General features: G+C 68.8%; 20 protein-coding genes and 2 pseudogenes. 10 read left to right on the top strand and 12 right to left on the bottom strand.

Going from position 1 to position 19779, the window contains the following annotated elements:
- Positions 1-258 precede the first annotated feature (258 nt).
- The 3 genes from D9V36_RS05960 to D9V36_RS05950 all read right to left on the bottom strand — a co-directional run bounded on the left by D9V36_RS05960 (position 259) and on the right by D9V36_RS05950 (position 2140).
- Entirely contained in the window at positions 259-681 is a 423-nt protein-coding gene (locus D9V36_RS05960; RefSeq protein WP_129292849.1) for a DUF2000 domain-containing protein, read from the bottom strand.
- Between the two features lie 99 nt (positions 682-780).
- Entirely contained in the window at positions 781-1782 is a 1002-nt protein-coding gene (locus tag D9V36_RS05955) for a DMT family transporter (RefSeq protein WP_129292848.1), read from the bottom strand.
- A 58-nt stretch (positions 1783-1840) separates the two neighbouring features.
- Positions 1841-2140: a Dabb family protein gene (locus D9V36_RS05950; RefSeq protein ID WP_129292847.1), complete on the bottom strand. Its 300-nt coding sequence runs from the start codon at positions 2138-2140 to the stop codon at positions 1841-1843.
- Between the two features lie 540 nt (positions 2141-2680).
- On the opposite strand from D9V36_RS05950, the pseudogene D9V36_RS05945 reads away from it, so the two are divergent.
- The 3 genes and pseudogenes from D9V36_RS05945 to D9V36_RS05930 form a co-directional block, all read left to right on the top strand.
- Positions 2681-3175, top strand: a pseudogene (locus D9V36_RS05945) (ISAzo13-like element transposase-related protein); the annotation flags it as partial.
- 699 nt (positions 3176-3874) lie between these two features.
- Positions 3875-4294: a barstar family protein gene (locus tag D9V36_RS05935; protein ID WP_129292845.1), complete on the top strand. Its 420-nt coding sequence runs from the start codon at positions 3875-3877 to the stop codon at positions 4292-4294.
- A gap of 167 nt (positions 4295-4461) precedes the next feature.
- A pseudogene (locus D9V36_RS05930) lies at positions 4462-4962 on the top strand (transposase); the annotation flags it as partial.
- A gap of 160 nt (positions 4963-5122) precedes the next feature.
- Here D9V36_RS05930 and D9V36_RS05925 read toward each other — a convergent pair.
- The 3 genes from D9V36_RS05925 to D9V36_RS05915 form a co-directional block, all read right to left on the bottom strand.
- Positions 5123-6229: a winged helix DNA-binding domain-containing protein gene (locus D9V36_RS05925; protein ID WP_129292844.1), complete on the bottom strand. Its 1107-nt coding sequence runs from the start codon at positions 6227-6229 to the stop codon at positions 5123-5125.
- On the bottom strand, positions 6226-7269 hold the full coding sequence (locus D9V36_RS05920) for an aldo/keto reductase (RefSeq protein ID WP_129292843.1): 1044 nt from the start codon (positions 7267-7269) through the stop codon (positions 6226-6228). Before D9V36_RS05920 ends, D9V36_RS05925 begins: the two co-directional genes overlap by 4 nt.
- Positions 7270-7380: 111 nt before the next feature.
- Entirely contained in the window at positions 7381-7806 is a 426-nt protein-coding gene (locus D9V36_RS05915) for a VOC family protein (protein WP_129292842.1), read from the bottom strand.
- A 199-nt stretch (positions 7807-8005) separates the two neighbouring features.
- On the opposite strand from D9V36_RS05915, the gene D9V36_RS05910 reads away from it, so the two are divergent.
- A complete protein-coding gene (locus D9V36_RS05910) occupies positions 8006-9013 on the top strand; it encodes a helix-turn-helix transcriptional regulator (RefSeq protein WP_129292841.1) in 1008 nt (335 codons plus the stop codon).
- Positions 9014-9543: 530 nt separating this feature from the next.
- Here D9V36_RS05910 and D9V36_RS05900 read toward each other — a convergent pair.
- The 3 genes from D9V36_RS05900 to D9V36_RS05890 all read right to left on the bottom strand — a co-directional run bounded on the left by D9V36_RS05900 (position 9544) and on the right by D9V36_RS05890 (position 12754).
- On the bottom strand, positions 9544-10317 hold the full coding sequence (locus D9V36_RS05900) for an MBL fold metallo-hydrolase (RefSeq protein WP_129292839.1): 774 nt from the start codon (positions 10315-10317) through the stop codon (positions 9544-9546).
- A gap of 542 nt (positions 10318-10859) precedes the next feature.
- Positions 10860-11843 (bottom strand): quinone oxidoreductase family protein, encoded by a 984-nt coding sequence (locus D9V36_RS05895; protein ID WP_129292838.1) that lies wholly within the window; start codon positions 11841-11843, stop codon positions 10860-10862.
- Positions 11844-11887: 44 nt separating this feature from the next.
- Positions 11888-12754 (bottom strand): helix-turn-helix transcriptional regulator, encoded by an 867-nt coding sequence (locus tag D9V36_RS05890; protein ID WP_129292837.1) that lies wholly within the window; start codon positions 12752-12754, stop codon positions 11888-11890.
- 270 nt (positions 12755-13024) lie between these two features.
- Here D9V36_RS05890 and D9V36_RS41795 point away from each other — a divergent pair, with 270 nt between their 5' ends.
- Positions 13025-13120, top strand: coding sequence for a cytochrome P450 (locus D9V36_RS41795; protein WP_241720721.1), 96 nt, complete (start codon positions 13025-13027; stop codon positions 13118-13120).
- A 13-nt stretch (positions 13121-13133) separates the two neighbouring features.
- The gene (locus D9V36_RS05885) at positions 13134-14366 is read left to right on the top strand and encodes a cytochrome P450 family protein (protein WP_129292836.1); all 1233 of its coding nucleotides are present in this window, start codon (positions 13134-13136) and stop codon (positions 14364-14366) included.
- Positions 14367-14792: 426 nt separating this feature from the next.
- Here the strand turns inward: D9V36_RS05885 and D9V36_RS05880 are convergent, their stop codons facing one another.
- Entirely contained in the window at positions 14793-15164 is a 372-nt protein-coding gene (locus D9V36_RS05880) for a VOC family protein (RefSeq protein ID WP_129292835.1), read from the bottom strand.
- Positions 15165-15243: 79 nt separating this feature from the next.
- Between D9V36_RS05880 and D9V36_RS05875 the strand changes: the two genes are divergently transcribed.
- From D9V36_RS05875 to D9V36_RS05865, 3 genes are all read left to right on the top strand, one after another.
- Positions 15244-15705, top strand: a complete 462-nt coding sequence (locus tag D9V36_RS05875) for a MarR family winged helix-turn-helix transcriptional regulator (RefSeq protein WP_129292834.1) — start codon at positions 15244-15246, stop codon at positions 15703-15705.
- A gap of 236 nt (positions 15706-15941) precedes the next feature.
- Positions 15942-16577, top strand: coding sequence for a ParA family protein (locus D9V36_RS05870; protein WP_277753397.1), 636 nt, complete (start codon positions 15942-15944; stop codon positions 16575-16577).
- Positions 16574-16864 (top strand): hypothetical protein, encoded by a 291-nt coding sequence (locus tag D9V36_RS05865; protein WP_129292833.1) that lies wholly within the window; start codon positions 16574-16576, stop codon positions 16862-16864. The genes D9V36_RS05870 and D9V36_RS05865 overlap by 4 nt, the downstream gene beginning before the upstream one ends.
- 92 nt (positions 16865-16956) lie before the next feature.
- On the opposite strand, the gene D9V36_RS05860 is transcribed toward D9V36_RS05865, so the two are convergent.
- Positions 16957-17604: an amino acid permease gene (locus D9V36_RS05860; protein ID WP_277753396.1), complete on the bottom strand. Its 648-nt coding sequence runs from the start codon at positions 17602-17604 to the stop codon at positions 16957-16959.
- 228 nt (positions 17605-17832) lie between these two features.
- On the bottom strand, positions 17833-19107 hold the full coding sequence (locus D9V36_RS05855) for an ArgE/DapE family deacylase (RefSeq protein WP_129292832.1): 1275 nt from the start codon (positions 19105-19107) through the stop codon (positions 17833-17835).
- Positions 19108-19305: 198 nt separating this feature from the next.
- Between D9V36_RS05855 and D9V36_RS05850 the strand changes: the two genes are divergently transcribed.
- A complete protein-coding gene (locus D9V36_RS05850; protein ID WP_129292831.1) occupies positions 19306-19743 on the top strand; it encodes an Lrp/AsnC family transcriptional regulator in 438 nt (145 codons plus the stop codon).
- Positions 19744-19779 lie beyond the last annotated feature (36 nt).

Below are 19779 nucleotides of genomic sequence, written 5' to 3'. Positions count from 1 at the left end.
CGGGGACACTGCTGTCCCCGCCGTTCCCGGTTCGCCTGCTGCGCTGCCGAGGTCCGCGGTAAGGCCTGGGCTCCATTGCCCGGGCGAGAAATGCCTGAGGCATTCCGGCGTGCCGGCCGTCACGGAGCGGTGGACACCGTGACGGCAGCCGGACCGGTGGGCATTCGTGGAGAACACCGGGGAGGTTTTCCGGGGAGCGCCCGTCAGAAAGCGGGCCGGATCAGGGTTCGCGTGGCGCAGCGTGCGGCACGGGGATGATCAGCGCATCAGGGGGAGGCTTCCGGTGAGCCGGTTGACCATTTTCTTGGTGCCGAAGATTCCCACCGAGGCATAGGTGAGTTCCTCGGCCGACGTCGTCGCCATGCGCTCGCCGTATTCGTCGTAGGTACGACAGGACTGAGCCAGGTCACTGAATCCGACGACGACCGCCTCCGGATCAGCGGCGGCCTCGCGGCGGATCCGGGCAATGTCCTCGGCAGTGGACTTGAGGATCGGCACCGGAATGAAGGTGATGCCCAGATGTACTTCACCGTCGGCGTCCTTGACATCGGTCCCGATCAATTCGGGTACCTGCTGTCCCAGTGTGAGAGAGGCGACCGAGGCGGCGTTGAGGATCAGGCCGGTCGGCAGTTCGCCGTTGACGACAATGACGCACTTGCTGGAAGTGAGTTCTCGTTTCATGCGGTTCCTTGCTTTTCTCGCGTTCCGTGAGTACCGGGTACGGAGGGATGGCGCGCCTGCACGTCACACCCCAGGTGGGTGCAGCCTTCCGGCAAAGCCCTATCTGTCGGAGCTCTCCCCGTAGGCGTACTCGTGGGCGGAGCGGGGGGCGGTGGCGACGGCGGGTTCCGGGACGGCCGGCGGGGTCTCGTCCGGGGCGCGGCTTCTTGTTCTGCGGGCGGGTAGCCCGTAGCCCGCCCCCAGGACGACGGCCGCGATGACCACGGCGCAGCCCACTACCTCGATCCACCCGACCGGTTCCCGGCTGATGGCGGCGGCGGAGATCAGCCCGAAGACGGGGACGAGGTTGAGCAGGTTGACCGCGGTACTGGAGGGGACTCTGCGCAGGCCGTGGTTGTAGAGGAAGAACGCCACGACCGAGCACATGACCGCCAGGAAGGCGAGCATCCACACCCCTGCCGCATCGGGCATCCGCCACGACCGCCATTCCAGGGGGCACAGGACCAAGAAGCCGAAGGCGCCTGCGACCGTTTGGTAATACGTGTTCGTCAGTGGGCTGTGGCCCTTGCCGGACCGGCTGGCCGCGATGTTGTACGCGGCCCAGGCCACGCCGGCCACCAGCAGGATGACATCGCCGAGCAGCCGGTGCGGGGCGCTGGATTCGGCGCTCTGTCGCACGATCAGCCAGACGCCCGCCATGGCCAGCAGCATTCCGGCAATCCGGCTGACGGTGGCTCTTCCCTGACCCAGCAGAATCTCGGTGATCAAGGTGATGACGGGAAAGGCCGCAACAATCACTGCGGCGTCGGCCGCGGTGGCGAAATCGACCCCGACGTTTTCCAGGCCGAAGTACGCGGTGATACCGAGAAGGCCCGCGCACAGCATCTTGACCACGGTGCGGCGCGGCGGGGGCCGCCAGCCGCTCTGCAGGCGGACGAGCACGCTCAGGACAAGAGCGGCGGCGGTGAAGCGGACCGCGCCGATCGTCAAGGGCGGAAGCTGGCCGAGCAGCACTTTGGTGACGGCGAAGGAGGTGCTCCAGATCAGTGCCGCACCGAGAATGGCAAAGACCGAGCCCCAGGGGGGTCGCTGTGTGTTCATTCCGTCCGGCATGGCGCCTCCCGTACCGGGCGGTGCAGGAGCTCCGCGTTCTGTGCGCTCATGCGGCGACCTCATAGTCGACGACGACCCAGGTCGCAATGGCACGCCACAGGTCAACCCCGCTGACGTGGTCGGGATGCCGGAGATACCTGTTCACGGCGTCCGCGTCGGAAAAGGTTCCGCAGAGCGCGAAGTCATAGGCGATCGGGCGGTCGGCAGAATTTCTTCCGCACTCCCACGAAAGAATTTCTGCTATGTGCTGAGGGTGGTTCCTGGTCGCGACCTCCGCTCGTTGTGCACGTGGGTCGTCCCAGTCCACCCCGGGATTGAATTTGAATAATACGACGTGACGAAGCATTTCCCCTCACGGCATTCTCAGGTGCGGTTTGCCGCATACTGATCATGGAAGTCCGAGTGGGGGAGTGGCGTCAACGTGCGACCACGATCTGAGACATGGACTTCTGATAGGAGCCCAATAGTCCGGCATGTCCTTGCGCGAATGGCTACTAACCGCCGGTAACGCAAGCCCAACACGCGTGAAACGTCGAGGAGTTATGTCGGAAGGGCGGGCGTGTGGGGGGGGGGCGTGCCGGGGACTGCCCCCTGTCGCCGGTGCTGCCGACCGGGGAGCGGTCGACGCCACGACTCCTCCCGCCGGGACGGGGGCCGGGGCAACGCGACGACCGGCTTCCGGTCCATCGGCTGTGCGCCCGACCAAAGGGGGAGGTCGAGCTTCCCGTGATGGTCAACCGTCCAGGCGCCGCCGGTGGTTTGATGCCGTACGTGATGGATGGCTTGCGGAATTCGAGGCATTCCGGCTCATTGTCGTCAAATTGCGGACAGGTGACCGCTGTAGGTGCATTTGCGTGAAGGCAGAAGCGTGGTTCGTTGGTCTGTCGTGAGCGGGTTGAATGGACAACTGGCCGTACTGGACGCCGAGTTCGAGGCAATTCTGTCGTACCCCGACGAGTGGCAGCGTCGCCTGCCGATAGGGGCGGACGTCCTGTCCCCTGGTCACTGCGGGATCAGAGCAGTCGTCGCCCGTGCCGCCGGTGTCCGTGAGGCCACTGTGTCTGTCGGAGTCCGGGAACTCGACTCCGGAGAGGTCCCGTTGCGATCCATCCGTCGGCCTGGCGCCGGCCGCAAACGCGTCGTCGACCGGAACCCATCCGTTCGAGAGGCGCTCCTCGTACTGGTCGAGCCCGACGTCCGCGGAGATCTCATGTCGCCGCTGCGCTGGACCACCAAATCCACCCGCAAGCTCGCCGAGCAGCTGCCCCGGCAGGGCCACAGGAACTGTGCGGATACGGTGGGCGACTTCCTACGTGAGGAGGGCCTCAGCCTGCAGAGCAACGCCAAGATCCCGGAAGGCATGCAGCGCCCCGAGCCGGACGGGCCGCCTGCCCGACGGCCGGCCGAATGCTGATCACCGCCGATGCGGGCGGCTCCAACGGGCCTGGTATGTAGGTGCGGACGAGATCGCGAACAATGCCTCCAAAAGAAGTCGCTGGCGTGCCTCCCGGATCTCGCGCTGAGTGCACTTAAGTTGAAAGCGTTGAAGAGGGAGAAAATGGCGTGCCCCAAGGGCTTGATCCGACGCTCCTACGTTCCGACGGTCGATTGCTGGATCAGGTCGATCGGAGATGTTCATTCGCCGAACGGGCGATCAGAACCGACTCGGGTGCCGGCGTCAACCAGGCCAGTACCTTCCGGGCGGTGCTCGTTGGTGCGACACCGGCCGCGGCCAACACCTCGATCCCGTGCGTTCCGTGGATCACCCCTGGATCGCTTCCGCCGGCCGAGGAACAGGCGCTGAATGACGCGCCAGGACATATGGATGCCGGCACCGGACCTTCCGGGCCGACCGCGAGGAGGTGGGGTATTCAGTTCAGAAACCGGGATGGTGGCCTACTCGGCGAGCAGGGTCAGAATTCGCCCTATCGTGAATACAGAGTCACTCCTCCGCCGGGTGTTGGTGGAGCCGGTCCGCTACACGACGTGAAAAATACTGAGGTGGGTGGTGTCTACTACACTTGGACTCACTATGGCGACTCTGGTCCGCCAGCCTTCGTAAGGATCCGGTGATGCAGCAGTGAATCTTGAGCCCGGGCTGATCGTTATTCGGCCGGATGGCGCTGATGAGGTCATAAAGGCAGCAGCTGCCGAAGGGAGTCCCCTCTATCAGTTCTCCACGGATGATCAGGCGGGGAGCGAGGCGCTCTTCGGTGCAGTTCGGAGTGCGCTTCCGCTGGATCCTCCGGTGGTCGGCTCCAGTAGCTGGGATGCTCTCTCTGATTCTCTCTGGGAGGGAATCCACTCGAAAAATCATGGCCGCGTGGCTATTCTGTGGACCGATGCAACAACGTTTGCCGACGAGAGTCCGGAAGACTACCGGATGGCTATTGCCGTCTTGAAGGATGTGGCGGAATCACTTTCGGACGAAACGGCGACGGTGGGGCGGCCAACGGACGTCTGCATTTATGTCGGCAGAGGTGACAAGTCGGCACGGTGAACCTTCCGTTCCTTAGGGGAACGGAAGGCGTCATCAGGCCTTGGTGAGGTTGGCCTGAGCAGCATCGGAATTGAGTGACGGCCCGCCCAGTCCGATTCAGGGCGGGCCGTTCTGCGCCTTGGTCCCACTCCGCCCAGGTGCCTCCTAAAGGGTCGCGCTGCGGTGACGTCCAGTGTGGTCGGCCGTGGCGGCTCAGTGTGGAGGGCCGGGTCTTGCTGGTGCCCGCCTACTGGCGGACCAACCTGACGTTGCGGCAGGTCGCGCCGTTGTTCGGAGTGTCGAAGTCGGCCGCGGACAGAGTGCTGGACCACCTCGCCCACAGCCGGCTCGTCGTCGCCGTCGGCCTGCCACTGCCCGGCAACCGCAACGACTGCCGGGCCTTCACCGAATCGGGCGTCGACCGTGCATGCCGAGACACGCCGGTCCTGGCCGACGGCGGCTACCAGGGCACCGGCGTCCTGATCCCGCACCGGCACCGTCACGGACAAGAGCACCTAACACCTGAGCAGGAAGCCGACAACGCCGTCCACCTCAGGGCCCGAGCCCGGGTTGAGCACGCCTTCTCACGGATGAAGAACTGGAAGGTCCTGCGCGACTGCCGCTTGCGCGGAGCCGGCGTCCACCACGCCATGCTCGGCGTCGCACGACTCCACAACCCTGCTCTCGCGGATGAGCTGGTCCCACCTCACCGAGAGCTCCTCACGTCCGCACGGCGTCATGACACCGTGCGGCGAGGTGGAGACGGTGACTGCCCCGTCGTTCTCCAGCAGGCCGTGGCCTTCAGCAACCACATCCAGGGTTCACGAAGACGGCCTGAGGGAGGCACGGTCAGTCGGAGGCGGATTCTGCGATCTCGGCGCGATCGCTGTCGTTGTCCGAGAGGAATGCGGCCAATGCCTGCCCCTGTTCGGTGGTTTTGGAGCGTTCGGCTGGGGTGAGGCGGCGCAGCGGGGTGATGGTGACGGTGGCGTCTCGGTCGACTTTCCAGCTCGCAGCGACCCGCCCGTCGACCAGGACGGCGCGTTCACCGGCGACCGATAGGCCACGGTGGGCGTCGTCGATGATCCTTTCGCGATACCGGTAGCCGAGGATCGCATTGTCGAAGGCCGGCAGGAACCTCACCGGGGCAGGGGTGTCGGGGCCGGGGCGCGGGGCGTCAGGCAGGTCCAGCAATTCCCTCCCGTGCTCGTCGCGGAAGCTGACCAGTTCCGCGCGTACCGCGGCCACCGCGACGGGCAGCCCGGCCAGGCCGCACCAGGCACGCAGGTCGGCCGAGGTGGCGGGGCCATACGCGGCCAGGTAGCGCCGGACGAGGGCCTGGCCGACCGGGTCGGATGTGTCCGGGGCGGGTGGGGCGATCTCACGGCCGAGCCAGGCGGAGAGCAGGACATTGCGCACTCCGGTCCTGGTGCGCCACAGCCCGCGTGGCGGGATCTGCGCGACGGGGACCAGGGCGGCGATCAGCATCTCGCCCAGCGCGCGCCGCCCTGCCGTCGGCCACCGCGCTTCGACGGCCCGCACCAGCTCGCTCATGGTGCGGGGCTCGGCGTCGGCCATCACCGCCCGGCCCGCTGCGGCGAGTTCGTCGAGATCGACCCCGGCGAGTTCGCGGCGGTAGGTTCCCAGAACCCGCTGGCGCAGCATGGTGTCGTGGCGGGACCGCCAGGCCAGGGAGTCGGCGGCGGTGACGAGGTGGACGGTGCGGCGCATGAGATGGGTCCGCACCACGCGCCGTCCGATCAGCAGACCGGAAAGGTGCGACGGGTCGAAACCGCGCAGCCGCGACCAGAGTCCGACGAACGGTTCCTGCGGCTCCTGTGCCTGCAGACCGCCGAGATGGGCGACGGCGTCCTCGGCGGGCATGTCGGCCGGGTCGAGCAGCAGTTGCCGGGCGAGTGTCGCGCGGCCCAGCGCCCTGTCGGTCAGGACGGTCATGCGCTCGTCACCGCCCGCTGCCCGGCCTCACGGCGCCGCAATGCCGTCTCGGTGAGGGCTGGGGGCACGTAGGCGACATCAAGCGGGCCGATATCGGTGCCCGGCGGGACGATCGCGTCGATCCGGTCGAGGAGACCGTCGTCGAGTATGGTCGTCGCGCCCGCGAGCAGGTCGTCGAGGTGTGCCATGGTGCGGGGGCCGATGATGGCCGAGGTGACACCGGGGTGGGTGAGGACGAACGCCATCGCCATGTGGGTCAGCGACAGACCGGCCTGCTCGGCGAGCGGGAGGAGTTGCTCGACGGCGTCCAGTTTGCGCGGGTCGGTCATGTGCCGGGGAACCCACTGCATGCGTGCGGCATGTGCGTCGGACGGAAGTCCTTTGCGGTGGCGGCCGGTGAGCAGGCCCATGGCCAGCGGGCTCCATACCAAAGTGCCCATGCCGTAGCGCTCGCAGACCGGCAGCACATCACGCTCGATGGCACGGTTGAGGATCGAATAGGGCGGCTGCTCGGTGCGGAACCGCTCCAGCCCGCGCCGCTCAGCCACCCAGTGCGCCTCGACGATCTGCGCGGGCGGCAGGTTGGAGCAGCCGATGGAGCGGACCTTGCCGCTGCGTACGAGGTCGGTGAGGGCGGACAGGGTCTCCTCGATGTCGGTCGCCGGATCGGGGTGGTGGACCTGGTAGAGGTCGATGTGGTCGGTTCCCAGGCGGCGCAGCGAGTGCTCGACCTCCGTGACGATCCAGCGCCGGGAGCTGCCCCGGCGATTGGGGTTCTGGCCCATCGGGCCGTTGACCTTGGTGGCCAGCACGACGTCGTCGCGCCGGCCCTGGAGGGCCTTGCCCACGATCTCCTCGGACTCGCCGCCGGGCCCGTACACGTCGGCGGTGTCGATGAAGTTGATGCCCGCCTCCAGAGCGCGGTGGACCATCCTGACGCATTCGGCGTGGTCGGGGTTGCCCGTCCGGCCGAACATCATGGTGCCCAGGCAGTAGGGGCTGACCTGAATTCCGGTCCGCCCCAGCGCACGCGTTTTCATGAGGGTGTCCTTGTCTGCGATGTCGTCGACCGAGCCGCACTCAGGTCCGGTGAAATCGGTGGCGGCCGGTGCGCCCGGGCGGCGGGTGGCCGCCGCCCGAGCCCGGGGTGATCAGCCCGCGTGGTAGTCGACGGCGACGTCCACGACCCAGGTGACGCCGAAGCGGTCCTTGAGCATGCCGTAGAGCGGCGCCCACTGAGCGGGACTCAGCGGCTGCAGCACGGTCGCGCCCTCAACGAGCTTCTCCCAGTACGCGGTGACCTCCTCCGCTGTCTCACCGCGCAGCGAGAGGAAGAACGCGTTCTCGCCCTGGTCCCACGGCTGGCCGGAGGGGACGTCGTAGGCCATCACCCGGAATCCGTTGTCGGCGGCGACCTGGCCCCACATCACCTGGTCCGCCTCCGCCGGAACCTGTACGTTTCCGGCGTCCTTGTAGGTGACCACGGCCAGGTGTCCGCCGAAGACGGACTGGTAGAAGGCCAGCGCTGCGCGGGCGTCGCCGCGGAAGTTGAGATGGGTCACTGCGTTGACGGACATGGTGGGCTCCTCGCCTCTTGTAAAGACAGAAAAGAATCAGGAAAGAACAGGAAAGACAGAAAAGGCAGATCTGAAAGGTCATGCATCCCGGCCCCAAGAGCCGTGAGGCGCATCGGCCCCGGGTCCGGCCCGGTTCGGTGACCACAGTCGCAGCAGAAGCGGTCAGGGTGTGGCCGCTTCTCGGGGCACCATGGAGACCATGCAGAAGACTTCCGCGCGGCTGCTGTCGTTGCTCTCCCTGCTCCAGACGCGCCGGGACTGGCCCGGGGCGCTGCTGGCCGAGCGGCTGGACATCAGCCCGCGCACCGTGCGCCGCGACGTCGACCGCCTGCGCGAGCTCGGCTACCCCATCGTGACCAGCAAGGGCCCGGAAGGCGGATACCGGCTCGGCGCCGGCGCGCAGCTGCCCCCGTTGCTGTTCGACGACGAGCAGGCCGTCGCCCTGGCCATCGCACTCCAACTCGCCACCACCAGCGGCGCCGGTATCGAGGAAGCCGCGGCCCGCGCGCTGACCACCGTCCGGCAGGTCATGCCCGCCCGGCTGCGCCACCGGATCGACACCTTCCACGTCACCGCCGTCGAACGGCCCACGACCCGCCCGGCCCGGCCGGTCGACAGCACCGTGCTCATGGCACTCAGCGCCGCCGTCCACGCCCGCGAGACGCTGCGCTTCGATTACTCCTCCGCAGCTGCGCAGGGCGCCGGCGACAACAGCACCGACGTGCCTCCACCGCGCCGGGCGGAACCCCATCACCTGATCATCTGGGGCGGACGCTGGTACCTCGTCGCGTGGGACCTCGACCGCGAGGACTGGCGCACCTTCCGCGCCGACCGGATCACCCCGCGCACCCCCACCGGCCCGCGTTTCTTCCCGCGCGAACTGCCCGGGGGCGATGTGGCCGCCTTCGTCGCCGGCAGGTTCCAGGGGTCGGACGGCTCCGGTGGCTGGCCCTGCCGCGGTGAGGCGGTCCTCGGCCTGCCCGCCTCCGATGTGGCCCCGTACGTCCACGACGGAGTCGTCGAGGAATTCGGGCCGCACCGCTGCCGGCTCATCCTGGGCTCGTGGTCATGGCCTGCCCTCGCCGCCGCCCTCGGCAGGTTCGACGCCGACATCCAAGTCGTCGGCCCCGCGGAACTCAAAGACGCCTTCGCATGCCTGGCCCGCCGCTACGCCGACGCCGCGACCGCACCGTCCTCACACCGGTGAACCGGCACGGGTCGGCAGCAGTCGGCATCGGATTCGCCCCGGGGCGCGTCGGGGGCGGGCCCTGTGTGTCCGGCGCGGGCCCATGCGGCCAGGCCGGGGGAGAACATCGTGACCAGCACCGTGACCCCGAGGCTCACATCGACGACTCGGCGAGGGCGCCCCAGCCGATGTCCATGGGCAGTTCCCCTGCCGAATCCTCGACGACCGTTCGATAGCGTGGACGGCCCCCGTGCCGTATTCGTCCTGGGAGATGCCGGCGGTGGAGAGCGTGCGGAACGCGTCGACGCGTTCGGTGACGCGGGCCGGGCGCAGGCGGCCATCGGCAGTGGGGCGAGCTGGTCCGGTGCGGGACGGGTCGCCCAGCCACCGACGAGCACGGTGTCCACGGCGGCGGTCAGCGTGGGGATGCCGGCGTTGACGGAGAGGGTGGACACCATGCCGTGCCGGCGACCCGAGGGGTGTCGTGGGTGACGTGGAGAACCTGCCGGGCACGCTTCACGAAGACCCGCCCGTAAGGGTGTGACGAGCTCTTACCGGTTGCCCTTCTTGTCCTCCCATGGGCGCCAGTGGCCGGTGCCGTCGACGGTGCCGAGTTGCTGGTCGGCGAAGTGCACACCGAAGCCGAAGACGTCGTCCTGAGCCATGAATTCCACGAGTCGGCGACGTGAGTGCTCGGCCTGGGCACGGTCGTGGTCGAGGACGACTTCCCAGTCGGGGTGCTGGATTTGGACGGGTGAGTGCATGGCGTCGCCGAAGGCCACGATCCGGCGGCCGTCACCGGTGTCGAGGATCCAGGCCGTGTGCCCGGGGGTGTGTCCGGGCAGCGCCCAGGCATGAATTCCCTCGGCGATCTCTGTTCCGTCGGCGACTGCTGTGGTCCGTTCGCTCGGTCCGGCGAGCCGTGGGCCGGCGGCGGGGTCCAGGCCCTGCAGTTCTCCTTCCCCGACGATCCAGCGCGCGCGGGGGAACAGACTGCGCGGGTCGTCGACGGCGTCCGGCCGGGCCCATCCCGTGTGGTCGTCGTGCAGGTGGGTGAAGGCGACCGTCTCCAGCGTGGCCGGGTCGACGCCCAGGCGTTGCAGGTGATCGGGCAGGGCCTGTACGTGGTCGAAGCCGTGTTGGAAGTGTTCGGGCTCCCCACCCGAGATGCGGCCGTGGCCGGCGTCCAGGAGCAGGCGCTCCCCACGACGCTCGACGAGCAGCGCGCCGCATCCCATGGCCAGGTGACCCGCGTCCGTGATGTGGGGACCGTGGCCCACCCAGTCCTCGCCGGCGGAGGTGGGGTAGACCCGGGTGGGGATCATGTGGACGCCGGCGTCGGGGACGTAGGTGACGGTGAGGTCGCCCAGGGTCCGCGTCCACAGGCGCGGCAGGCGGCCCCCCCGAACCGTCGGCGGGATCGTGCTGCGGGTGGGCGGTTAGGGAAGCTGCCTGACGCGTTCCAAGAACGCGTTACGCAGGCGAATAGCCACACAGGTCGCACTCGATGGTCTCCCAGGAGCAGTCCCGGCCGCTGCTTTGGGAAGGCAGCGCTACGACCTCTCGCAGTCGCCTGATAGACATCATTTGCTCCTGTTCAACAGAGCGATCGACCTGATTGCGAAGGGCAGACTGGCGACTTTTGGGATCTGCATTTCCGAGTGTCGATGCACCTCACGCGCGTGAGGGTCGCTTGAGGGGTGCTTTTCACCACTTGGAAGCTTTTTGCAGCAGCTCGGACTGCTTGGGCGGGGAGTCAGTGGCGCGGCGGCATGCGGCTGCGGCCTCGTACGGTGAGATGGCCGTTGCCGGAAGGAAGGTGGGCGGATGCTTGCCTTTCGAGAACCTGAATGCGGGCAGCCCCATGTCACAGCGTCGCGACGGTGAGGGTCAGCTTGCCGGTGGTGTGCCCGGATTCGATGCGGCGGTGTGCCTCGGCGGCCTGTTCCAGCGGTAGGGCCTCGACCTGTACCCGCAGAGCTCCCTGAGCTGCGGCCTGTACGGCGCGGCGCAGGGCCAGCCCGGCGTCTTGAGGGAAGGCCGCGGAGAAGGCGGCGAGGTTGAAGCCGGAGACGGTCTTGTTGGTGAACCACAGCTGGTTGGCGGAGATGCCGACGTCTGCGGCGCCCGAGGCGTTACCCATCACCACCAGCCGTCCCATGGGGGCCAGCCGGTCCAGGCCGGCCGTGCGGGACGGGCCGCCGACCATGTCGACGACGATGTCGAACTCGCCTGCCCCGGCGACCTGGTCGCGCAGGATCACCTCGTCGTAGCCGAATCGCTTGGCGGTCTCGATCTTCGCCTCGCTGCCGACCGTCCCGACCACACGGCCGGCGCCCAGCAGCCGAGCGGCCTGGCCGAGCTGGCTGCCCACCCCGCCTGCCGCGGCGTGGACCAGGACACGGTCTCCGGGCTCGATGCGCGCCACCCGGTCCAGGACGAGGAAGGCGGTGGTGCTGTTGGAGGGGAGTGCCGCGGCGACGCCGAGTCCGATGCCGAGACCGTCCAACGGGGCGACCAGGTCGGCGGAGGTGACCACCACCTCGGCGTAGCCGCCGCTCTCGACGATCGTCAGCGCAGCCACCGGCCGGCCGACGGTCAGGTCCGTGACGCCCTCGCCGAGGGCGCGGATGCGGCCGGAGACTTCGATGCCGGGCACGAAGGGCAGCGGTACGTCCACCACGCCGCGCCGGTAGAGCACCTCGGCGAAGTTGACGCCCGCATAGGCCACGTCGATGGACACCTGTCCGGGACCGGGCTCGGGGACCGGCATCTGCTCGATGCGGAGTACCTCGGCCTCCCCGAACTCGGGAATGGTCACTGTCTTCATCTGCGTGTTGTTGCTGTTCATGGCAGTGATCCTGCCGGGCTGCCACGACGCCCGGCAGTGTCCGCTCATCCTGGGTGTGGCACCACCAGGCTGCGGGTGCCCATGAGCTGCTCCAGCCTTTCCTGGGTGTCGGTACTCGGGCGGGGGTTGTGCAGGATCAGGTGGTGTCCGGGCAGTTCGGGCAGCGGCAGCAGGGTGGCATCGAAGACCAGCGTTCCGGCTTCGGGATGGTCGACCGCCTTGACCGCGCTGGTGTGCTCGGCCACGTCGTGGCGGTCCCACAGCTCGGCGAATTCCGGGCTGCTCCGGGCCAGTTCCTCGGCGATGCGGTCGAACTCCGGGTCCTCGGGATAGCGGGCGGCGTCGGCGCGGAACCCGGCGACCACGTCTGGAGCGGTGTCGGCCCAGTGGCGTTGCAGGACCCGGTAGCGGACATTGGTGAAGAACGAGACCAGGCAGTTGTGGTCACTGTCGCCGTAGCCGAACACGATGCGGGCGGCTTCGTTGATGTCGGTGAAGTTCCAGTGGCGGTCGCGGATGTACCCGGGCCGCGGTGACCAGGCGTCCAGCAGCCTCTGCACCTGCGGCGGGGCGGGCGCGGACGGTGCGGAGGCGAACTGCGGCGGGTTGAGCCCGGCCAGCAGGTACAGATGCACGTGCTCGGTGGGATCCAGCAGCAGCACCCGTGCGATCGCGTCGAGGACCTCCTCCGACACCTTGATGTCGCGCCCCTGCTCCAACCACGTGTACCAGGACACCCCGACCCCGGCGAGCACCGCGACCTCCTCGCGCCGCAGCCCCGGCGTCCGCCGCCGCCCACCATCCGGCATACCGACATCAGCAGGCGAGACCCGAGCCCGGCGACTGCGCAGAAACTCACGAAGCTCGATGCGACGACGGTCACGAGACACGGCAGAACGATCGCTGGTCATGACCTCACCCTAAACAGCGCGCTCGCACGACTCCGGCCGACGGTCGGCGTCGCGGCGCTGAGGGAGGAAGGAAGCACGTCGGCCGCTGCCGACGGCCCTCACCCGACACCAGCCTCCGGTACATCGAAGCCGGACACCGGCAGGAGCCGCCAAATCGGTGGTCAGGCGCGGCGTTGTGCCGGCCCGTACCGCTGTCCCGCCGGCGCGCACGCCTACCTCTACCTGGCCGCCGAGGCCGCCATCCGCCACATCTTCGATGTCCTTCCCGAGATGACCCTCGTTGACCACTGCGACGACCTCGTCCGGCGTCCTGGCCCCTTCCACCGCTCCCTCACCGCTCTGCCCGTCATCCTCCCCACCAGCTGAAAGAGGCAACACCATGTCCCCACAGCAGATCCTCGTCCTCGACCCCACAGGGGCCGATCCGGACGCCGAGCACCAGGCCCTGCGTGATCGCGGCCCGGCCACGCTGGTGGACATCCTCGGCGTGCGCGCCTGGAGCGTGTCCGACCCGGACCTCCTCAAGCAGCTCCTGACCAGCAAGGACGTCTCCAAAGACGCGCGCGCTCACTGGCCGGACTTCGCCGAGACCGTGCCCACCTGGCCACTGGCCCTGTGGGTGTCCGTCAGCAACATGTTCACCGCCTACGGCAAGGATCACAGCCGCCTGCGCCGCATGGTCGCCCCCACCCTCTCGGCCCGCCGAACCGCCGCCCTCCAGACAGACATCGAGACCCTCGTAAACGCCATCCTCGACGACCTCGATGCCCTTCCGGCCGACGAGACGGTCGACCTGCGAGAGCAGCTTGCCTACCCGCTCCCGATCGCTGTCATCGGCCGGCTCATGGGCGTACCTGCCGACCGGCGGCCCGAGTTCCGCACCGTGGTGGACACCGTGTTCGCCACCCATCTCACCGTCGAGGAACAGGTCGCCAACACGGCCACCCTCTACGGCTTGCTGGACGCCCTGATCGAGATCAAGCGCACCGAGCCCGGTGAGGACATGACCTCGTCGCTGATCGCCGCCCGCGACGAGGAGGGCGACGGCTCGGCCCTCAGCAGCGCCGAGCTGCGCGACACGCTCCTGCTGATGCTCGCGGCCGGGTACGAGACCACCGTCAACGTCATCGACGCCGCCGTCACCGCTCTGCTGACCGACCCGCAGCAGTTGGCTCACGTCCGCTCCGGCCGTTGCACCTGGCAGGACGTCGTCGAGGAGACACTGCGCCACCAGCCCGCCATCAAGCACCTTCCCCTCCGCTACGCCCGCGTCGGCATCGCGCTCCCCGATGGACAGACCATCCAGGCCGGAGATGCCATCCTCGCCTCGTATGCCGCCGCCAACCGGCACCCCCGCTGGCACACGCATGCCGATCGCTTCGACGCCACCCGCCCCAGCAAAGAACACCTCGCCTTCGGCCACGGCGTCCACTTCTGCCTCGGGGCTCCGCTCGCCCGCCTCGAAGTCACTGCCGTCCTGAGATTGCTCTTCGAGCGCTTCCCCGACATCCAACTCGCCGCCGACCCGCACGAGCTGAAGCGACTGCCCAGCCTGATCAGCAACGGCCACACCACCGTCCCCGTGCGCCTGCGCCCGACGCCGGCCCACTGACCGATGCCACGAGGAATCACGCCATGACCGGCCCCGTCCGACCACGGCGCTCACCCCGGCCGAACGGCGCATCGCCCAACATATGGTGAACGGCCTCCAGACACGTCAGATCGCCGCCGCCGATTCAGTGTCGGTCCACGCGGTCCACACAGTCCGCTCGCACCTGATCACCGTACGCAGGAAGCCGCACTGCCCCGAACGCTGCCCCGGGGGGCGTGCGCTGGTTGCATACACCGGTGTTCGGCGCCGTTCAGCAGCCTACTGGGCTCCATCACGCGCGATAGGTCACTTGTGCACCTCAGAGCCCGGAAAGCCCGTGGCGAACCGTGGGCGGCGGGGCTGAAGCCCTCCGGGAACCGGATGCCGGAGGCGAGCGGGAAGGGCCCGGCCGGGTGAGGGTGAGGGTGAGGGTGACGGCGGGCGTGGTCAGCCTCCGTGCGCGGTGAGGGTGTAGCCCTCGGGGCCCTCGAAGGAGAACATCGGCCCGAAGGGGCTGTCCGTGACCGGAGTGAGGATCTTGATCCCGGCAGCGGTGAGCTGGTCGTGGAGCTGGTGGGCGTCGGAGGTACGGAACCAGAGCACCGCGCCGAGTCCGGGCCGTGCGGTTTCGGCGAGGTCGACGCCCGGGAGGGACTCGCGGACGGCGAAGGGGGTCGGCTTGGTGTCGAAGACGACCGCGTGGGGTGGCGAGACCGCGGCCCGGCGCAGACCGAGGTGCCGCTCGCAGAAGTCCGCTGCCGCGCTCAGGTCGCGCACTTGCAGGGCGACGAAGTCGGGGCCGTCGATGGTGGCAGTCATGGGTCTCCTCGAACTCAATGTCAGGACTTTGACATGAGTGAGGCTAAGGCGACCGAGTCGCGTATGTCAAAATGCTGACATGCTGGAGAATGAGTCGGCCGAACCGTCACACCCCACGAAAGACGTCACTCACCACGTGGGGTACCTGCTCAAACGCACCCAGGCCGCCCTCCGTGGCGCCATGGACAAGGTCCTGCGCGAGCACGGCCTGACCGTGCCGCAGTACTCGACCCTCGAACTCCTGGCCCTGTATCCCGGCATGTCCAACGCCGAACTCGCCCGCGCGACCTTCGTCACCCGGCAATCCGGGAACGTCGTCCTGCGGGGCCTGCAGGAAGCGGGACTGATCACCCGCCCCACCACCGCCGACCACGGCCGCGCCCGGCCCGCCCGCCTCACCGAGGAGGGCAACGCGCGCCTGACCGCGGTTCAGGCCGACGTCTACGCCATCGAACAGCGCATGGTCGAAGCCATCCCGGCGCAGCGCCTGGCAGCGCTCCTTGCCGACCTCGACCGCATGGCGGCGGCGCTGGAGGAGTGACCCGGCTTCCGGGCCGGTGAAGACCGGTCGTGGCGGGCCGAGCGGAGGGGCCGGTGCGGATGGGTGGGGGGCCGAATGTCATCCGACGAGGGGCAAGAAGAGGCAGCTGGTGGTGCGCAGGGCCGGCCGCGAACGCCCCCGCTGTCCGACGTTTCTCACTGCTTGCGGGTGAACCGCGGGACCACACCCTCGTGCCGACTGAGACTGGATGACCGCGCCCATTACTGTCCTTTCTTGTGCCTTTGAGTTGCGCGTTTGTAAATCTCAAGCCCGGCGTCGGTAAGACGACCAGTGCTGTGTGGCTGGCCCATGCGCTCCATGAGTGGGGTATGCCGCCGCTGCTGGTCGACGGTGATCCGGCCGCTTCCGCACTGCGCTGGAGCGAGCTGGCCCATGGCTTTCCGTTTCCGGTGATCGCCTTGCCGGTGGGGGACGTCCACCGTCGTGTGAACGACTTCCTCGGTGACCGGCAGGCCGTCGTGCTCGATGCGCCCCAGCTGGAGGACCATCCCCGCATCGCCCGCAGCATCATGCGGTACGCAGGCGAGTGGATCGTCCCCGTCACCCCCGCCCCCATCGAACTGGACCGGATGGCGCCCATCCTGGGCGAGATGGCGGACGTGCAGTCCCTGCGTGCCGAGCCGGCCCGCTCGGCGGTGCTGCTCAATCGCACCAACCGGCCCGATGCCACGCGCACCGGGCCGGATGCGGACGCTCGCGAAGCACTCACCGAGCGGGGTTTCGAGGTGCTGGACACCCACATCGCGCGGCTCGACCTGTACGCCCAGTCTTTTGGGAACCCGGTCCAGGCCAAGGGGTCGGCGTACATGGATTTCGCGGAGGAACTGATCAAGCGTCAGGATGAATCATGAGTCAGCGCAAGGAGAGCTACCGCGCGGCATTGCGGCGCGGGCCGGCTGTCTCGGCACCCCGGCCCACCAAGGTCACCAGGTTGCAGAGCAGATACATCCGGGTGACCGTCGAGGTCGATCCCGACCTGCGAGATGACCTGACGCGATGGATGGGCTGGCCGGTCTCCTCGGCCGTGTTCGCCGGCGCTACCGTCCTGCGTACGCTGGCCGCCACCGCCGGCTGGGTCTCCCGGCCCGGAGGCCAGGCGTCGTCCGCCCCGCGCGAGGTTCCGGATTCGGGTCGCTGACCGGTCGGGCTCGCACAGGCAGGGGCCCTGCCTGCCAACCGGGTTGGTAGAGGTCCGCCTTGAAGTACGTGAAGCAGGGGCCCGCCTTCGGTTCAACTCCGCTCCCGATGGCCCCTCTTGATGGCCAGCCCGTAGACGACGGTGAGAGCGGTGAACCACACCGCCCACACATACAGTCCGGGACGGGTGTCGGGGGAGGTGGTCATCGGCACGACCACGAAGGCGAGCGCGGCGAGCGCGATCCAGAATTCCAGTTCTCCGAAGAGGGTGACGGAGACCAGATTCGCGGCGAGCAGCACGACCAGGGCCGTTGCGGCGGTGGCCCAGACCGGGACGGCCGGCCACCAATAGGCGATGTAGTGGCCGGCCGCGGTGACCTCTGCCATGCAGGAGGCGACCCAGGCGGCCCAGTACGACCAGCCGGTGACGAAGCCGGCGAACGGGCCGCAGAACTCGCGCGCGTGGTCCGCGAAGCTGCCCGAGGTGGGGCGATGGGTGAGCAGTTCGCCGAGCGCCCGCATGATGAGGAAGATGACGAGGCCCGCCGCGGCGTAACAGGCCACCAGGCTCGGCCCGACAGCGGCGATGCCCTCGCCGGAGCCGTAGAAGAGCCCCGTGCCGATCGCGCCTCCGAGGGCCATCATCTGGATCTGCCGGCTGCCGAGCCCCCGCCGGTAGCCCTCTTCGGGCGCGGCCGTGCCGGTGTCGAGTGGGTGTTGTTCAACCTTTGCTGAGGTCATGGGTCCCCTTCGTTCCGTGGTCGTTCGGGGCGTGGCGATCGAGGGCGCGGGCCTTGGCCCGTCGATGTCCGGCAGAGCGCCGACGACCGCTCCGTGCGCGGATCTGCCTCCGCGTCTGTCGCGACGGTCACCGCCACCGCAACCGCCGACGCCCACGCGGAGGTCCGGCTTATCCGCCCATCCGCCCATCCGCCCATCCGGCCCATCCGGCTGTCTGGCCCATCCGGTCTATCGAGTGCCGACGCTGCGCAGCACCGCGAGGACGAGGGTGCGGGCCACCGCGACGACCTCGGATACGGACACCTGCTCGCGGGGGCTGTGCGCCAACCGAACGTCGCCGGGCCCGAATTGCAGCGTCGGGATGTCCGCCGCGGCGTACAGGCGCAGGTCGCTTCCGTAGGGCGCGCCGCGCTCGCGGATCGACGGCCCGCCCACGGCGTCGGCATGTGCGCCTCGGACCAGCTCCGAAAGCGGATGGCCCGCGGGCAGCCGGCCACTGGCGAATCGGCCGCCGGGCCAGGTCACGACCGCCGGGTGAGCGCGCAGCCAGGGGTCGTCCGCACAGGCCTCCGCCACACAGTCCTCGAAGTCGGCGATCGCCTCGGCGGGGTCCTCGCCCAGCCGGACGCCCAGCCTGCCCTCGGCGACGAGACAATCCGGCACGCTGCTCGCCCACGAGCCCGCGTGCAGCGTGCCGACACAGAGCGCGTACGGAACCGGGTACTCGGCCATCAGCGGGTCGGCCGACGCATTGCGCCGGGATTCGAGACGCGCCAGTGCCCGGTGGACGGGCGCGTACGCGTCGATGGCGCTGACTCCCGCGTCGCGCGTGCTGGCATGGGTGGCGCGGCCCGGGACCTCGATGCGGAAGGTCAGCGCACCGGCGTTGGCGGTCACCAGCGTGCCGCCCGTCGGCTCGGTGATGATGCACGCGTCACCGGTGTGTCCGCGCCGGAGGGTGCCGAAGGCGCCGAGCCCGCCGTCCTCCTCGCCGACCACGCAGTGGGCGGCCACCCGGCCGCGCAGCCTGACCCCGCCGGCGCGGATCGCCGCCAGGGCGGCGAGATGGGCGACCAGCCCGGCCTTCATGTCACAGGCGCCCCGGCCGTGGACGACGTCTCCGACCACCCTGGGGGTGAAGGGATCGCCCTCCCATTGCCGGAGGTCGCCGGGGGGTACGACATCGACATGGCCTTGCAGGATCATGGTCGGCCCGTCGCCGCCGTCCGAGGTCGTCGCCACCAGCCCCCACGCCTCGTCGCGTGGTGCCTCGGTCCCGGGGAAGCCGGGGTGCGCGCGGAGCGCGGGCAGGTCCATGGACCACAGATCGACGTCGAGGCCGAGCCGGTCGAGGTGTCCGGCGAGGTGGTGCTGCATCTCGGACTCGGCGGCGCTCCCGGTGACGCTGGGGATGGCGACCAGTTCCCGCAGCATGCGGGAAACGGCCTCCTCGTCGATCGCCGCCAGTGCGGCGGCCTCCTCGGCACTCACTGCTGGGGTCATGTGCGGTGGCTCCCGTCGCTGCGGCTCGGTGGGTGAGCCCGGATGCTATGGTCGGGCCGGCGGCGCAATCAATCGCCATACCTTGCCCATGGCAATTGATTTCTTGCCCTCTGAAAGCCGCTGCGGAGTTTTCTTGCGCACCGCGCGGGTCGTCTCTTTCCTTTTCCTCTCTTTCTTGTCTTTCCTGGAGTCAGCGGCGTGGACGCCATCGACGAAGAGATCATCCGTTGTGTGATGCGCAACGCCCGGAGCACCTATGCCGAGATCGGTGACGCGGCGGGGCTCTCCGCACCGGCCGCCAAGAGGCGACTGGACCGCCTCGTCGCCGGCGGCGCGATTCGCGGGTTCACCGCGCTCATCGACACCCAGGCGCTGGGCTGGCGGACCGAGGCCTTCGTGGAGGTGTACTGCAACGGCAATCCCACCCCCGAAGAGCTGCAGCGCGACCTGGAAGGGATTCCGGAAGTCGTCGAGGCGTGCACCGTCTCCGGCGCCGCGGATGCGTTGCTCCACATGCTCGCCAAGGACATCGCGCACCTGGAACAGGCCATTCAGCGGGTCCGCGGCGCCTGTGTCATCGACCGCACCGAGAGCGTGATCGTGCTCTCCCGCCTGATCAACAGGCCGCGGATATAGCGGGGTTGAGCGCTGCCGGGCACCCGGCAGCGCCGA

Source organism: Streptomyces lydicus, from assembly GCF_004125265.1.
Taxonomy (GTDB): Bacteria; Actinomycetota; Actinomycetes; order Streptomycetales; family Streptomycetaceae; genus Streptomyces; species Streptomyces lydicus_C.
This window is presented reverse-complemented; position numbering and strand designations above follow the sequence as displayed.

What these genes read in the sequence shown, in the direction of transcription:
- D9V36_RS05960 (WP_129292849.1), bottom strand. Translation starts at nt 681, where the DNA reads ATGAAACGAGAACTCACTTCCAGCAAGTGCGTCATTGTCGTCAACGGC.
- D9V36_RS05955 (WP_129292848.1), bottom strand. Translation starts at nt 1,782, where the DNA reads ATGAACACACAGCGACCCCCCTGGGGCTCGGTCTTTGCCATTCTCGGT.
- D9V36_RS05950 (WP_129292847.1), bottom strand. Translation starts at nt 2,140, where the DNA reads ATGCTTCGTCACGTCGTATTATTCAAATTCAATCCCGGGGTGGACTGG.
- D9V36_RS05925 (WP_129292844.1), bottom strand. Translation starts at nt 6,229, where the DNA reads ATGACCGTCCTGACCGACAGGGCGCTGGGCCGCGCGACACTCGCCCGG.
- D9V36_RS05920 (WP_129292843.1), bottom strand. Translation starts at nt 7,269, where the DNA reads ATGAAAACGCGTGCGCTGGGGCGGACCGGAATTCAGGTCAGCCCCTAC.
- D9V36_RS05915 (WP_129292842.1), bottom strand. Translation starts at nt 7,806, where the DNA reads ATGTCCGTCAACGCAGTGACCCATCTCAACTTCCGCGGCGACGCCCGC.
- D9V36_RS05910 (WP_129292841.1), top strand. Translation starts at nt 8,006, where the DNA reads ATGCAGAAGACTTCCGCGCGGCTGCTGTCGTTGCTCTCCCTGCTCCAG.
- D9V36_RS05900 (WP_129292839.1), bottom strand. Translation starts at nt 10,317, where the DNA reads ATGATCCCCACCCGGGTCTACCCCACCTCCGCCGGCGAGGACTGGGTG.
- D9V36_RS05895 (WP_129292838.1), bottom strand. Translation starts at nt 11,843, where the DNA reads ATGAACAGCAACAACACGCAGATGAAGACAGTGACCATTCCCGAGTTC.
- D9V36_RS05890 (WP_129292837.1), bottom strand. Translation starts at nt 12,754, where the DNA reads ATGACCAGCGATCGTTCTGCCGTGTCTCGTGACCGTCGTCGCATCGAG.
- D9V36_RS41795 (WP_241720721.1), top strand. Translation starts at nt 13,025, where the DNA reads ATGACCCTCGTTGACCACTGCGACGACCTCGTCCGGCGTCCTGGCCCC.
- D9V36_RS05885 (WP_129292836.1), top strand. Translation starts at nt 13,134, where the DNA reads ATGTCCCCACAGCAGATCCTCGTCCTCGACCCCACAGGGGCCGATCCG.
- D9V36_RS05880 (WP_129292835.1), bottom strand. Translation starts at nt 15,164, where the DNA reads ATGACTGCCACCATCGACGGCCCCGACTTCGTCGCCCTGCAAGTGCGC.
- D9V36_RS05875 (WP_129292834.1), top strand. Translation starts at nt 15,244, where the DNA reads ATGCTGGAGAATGAGTCGGCCGAACCGTCACACCCCACGAAAGACGTC.
- D9V36_RS05865 (WP_129292833.1), top strand. Translation starts at nt 16,574, where the DNA reads ATGAGTCAGCGCAAGGAGAGCTACCGCGCGGCATTGCGGCGCGGGCCG.
- D9V36_RS05860 (WP_277753396.1), bottom strand. Translation starts at nt 17,604, where the DNA reads ATGACCTCAGCAAAGGTTGAACAACACCCACTCGACACCGGCACGGCC.
- D9V36_RS05855 (WP_129292832.1), bottom strand. Translation starts at nt 19,107, where the DNA reads ATGACCCCAGCAGTGAGTGCCGAGGAGGCCGCCGCACTGGCGGCGATC.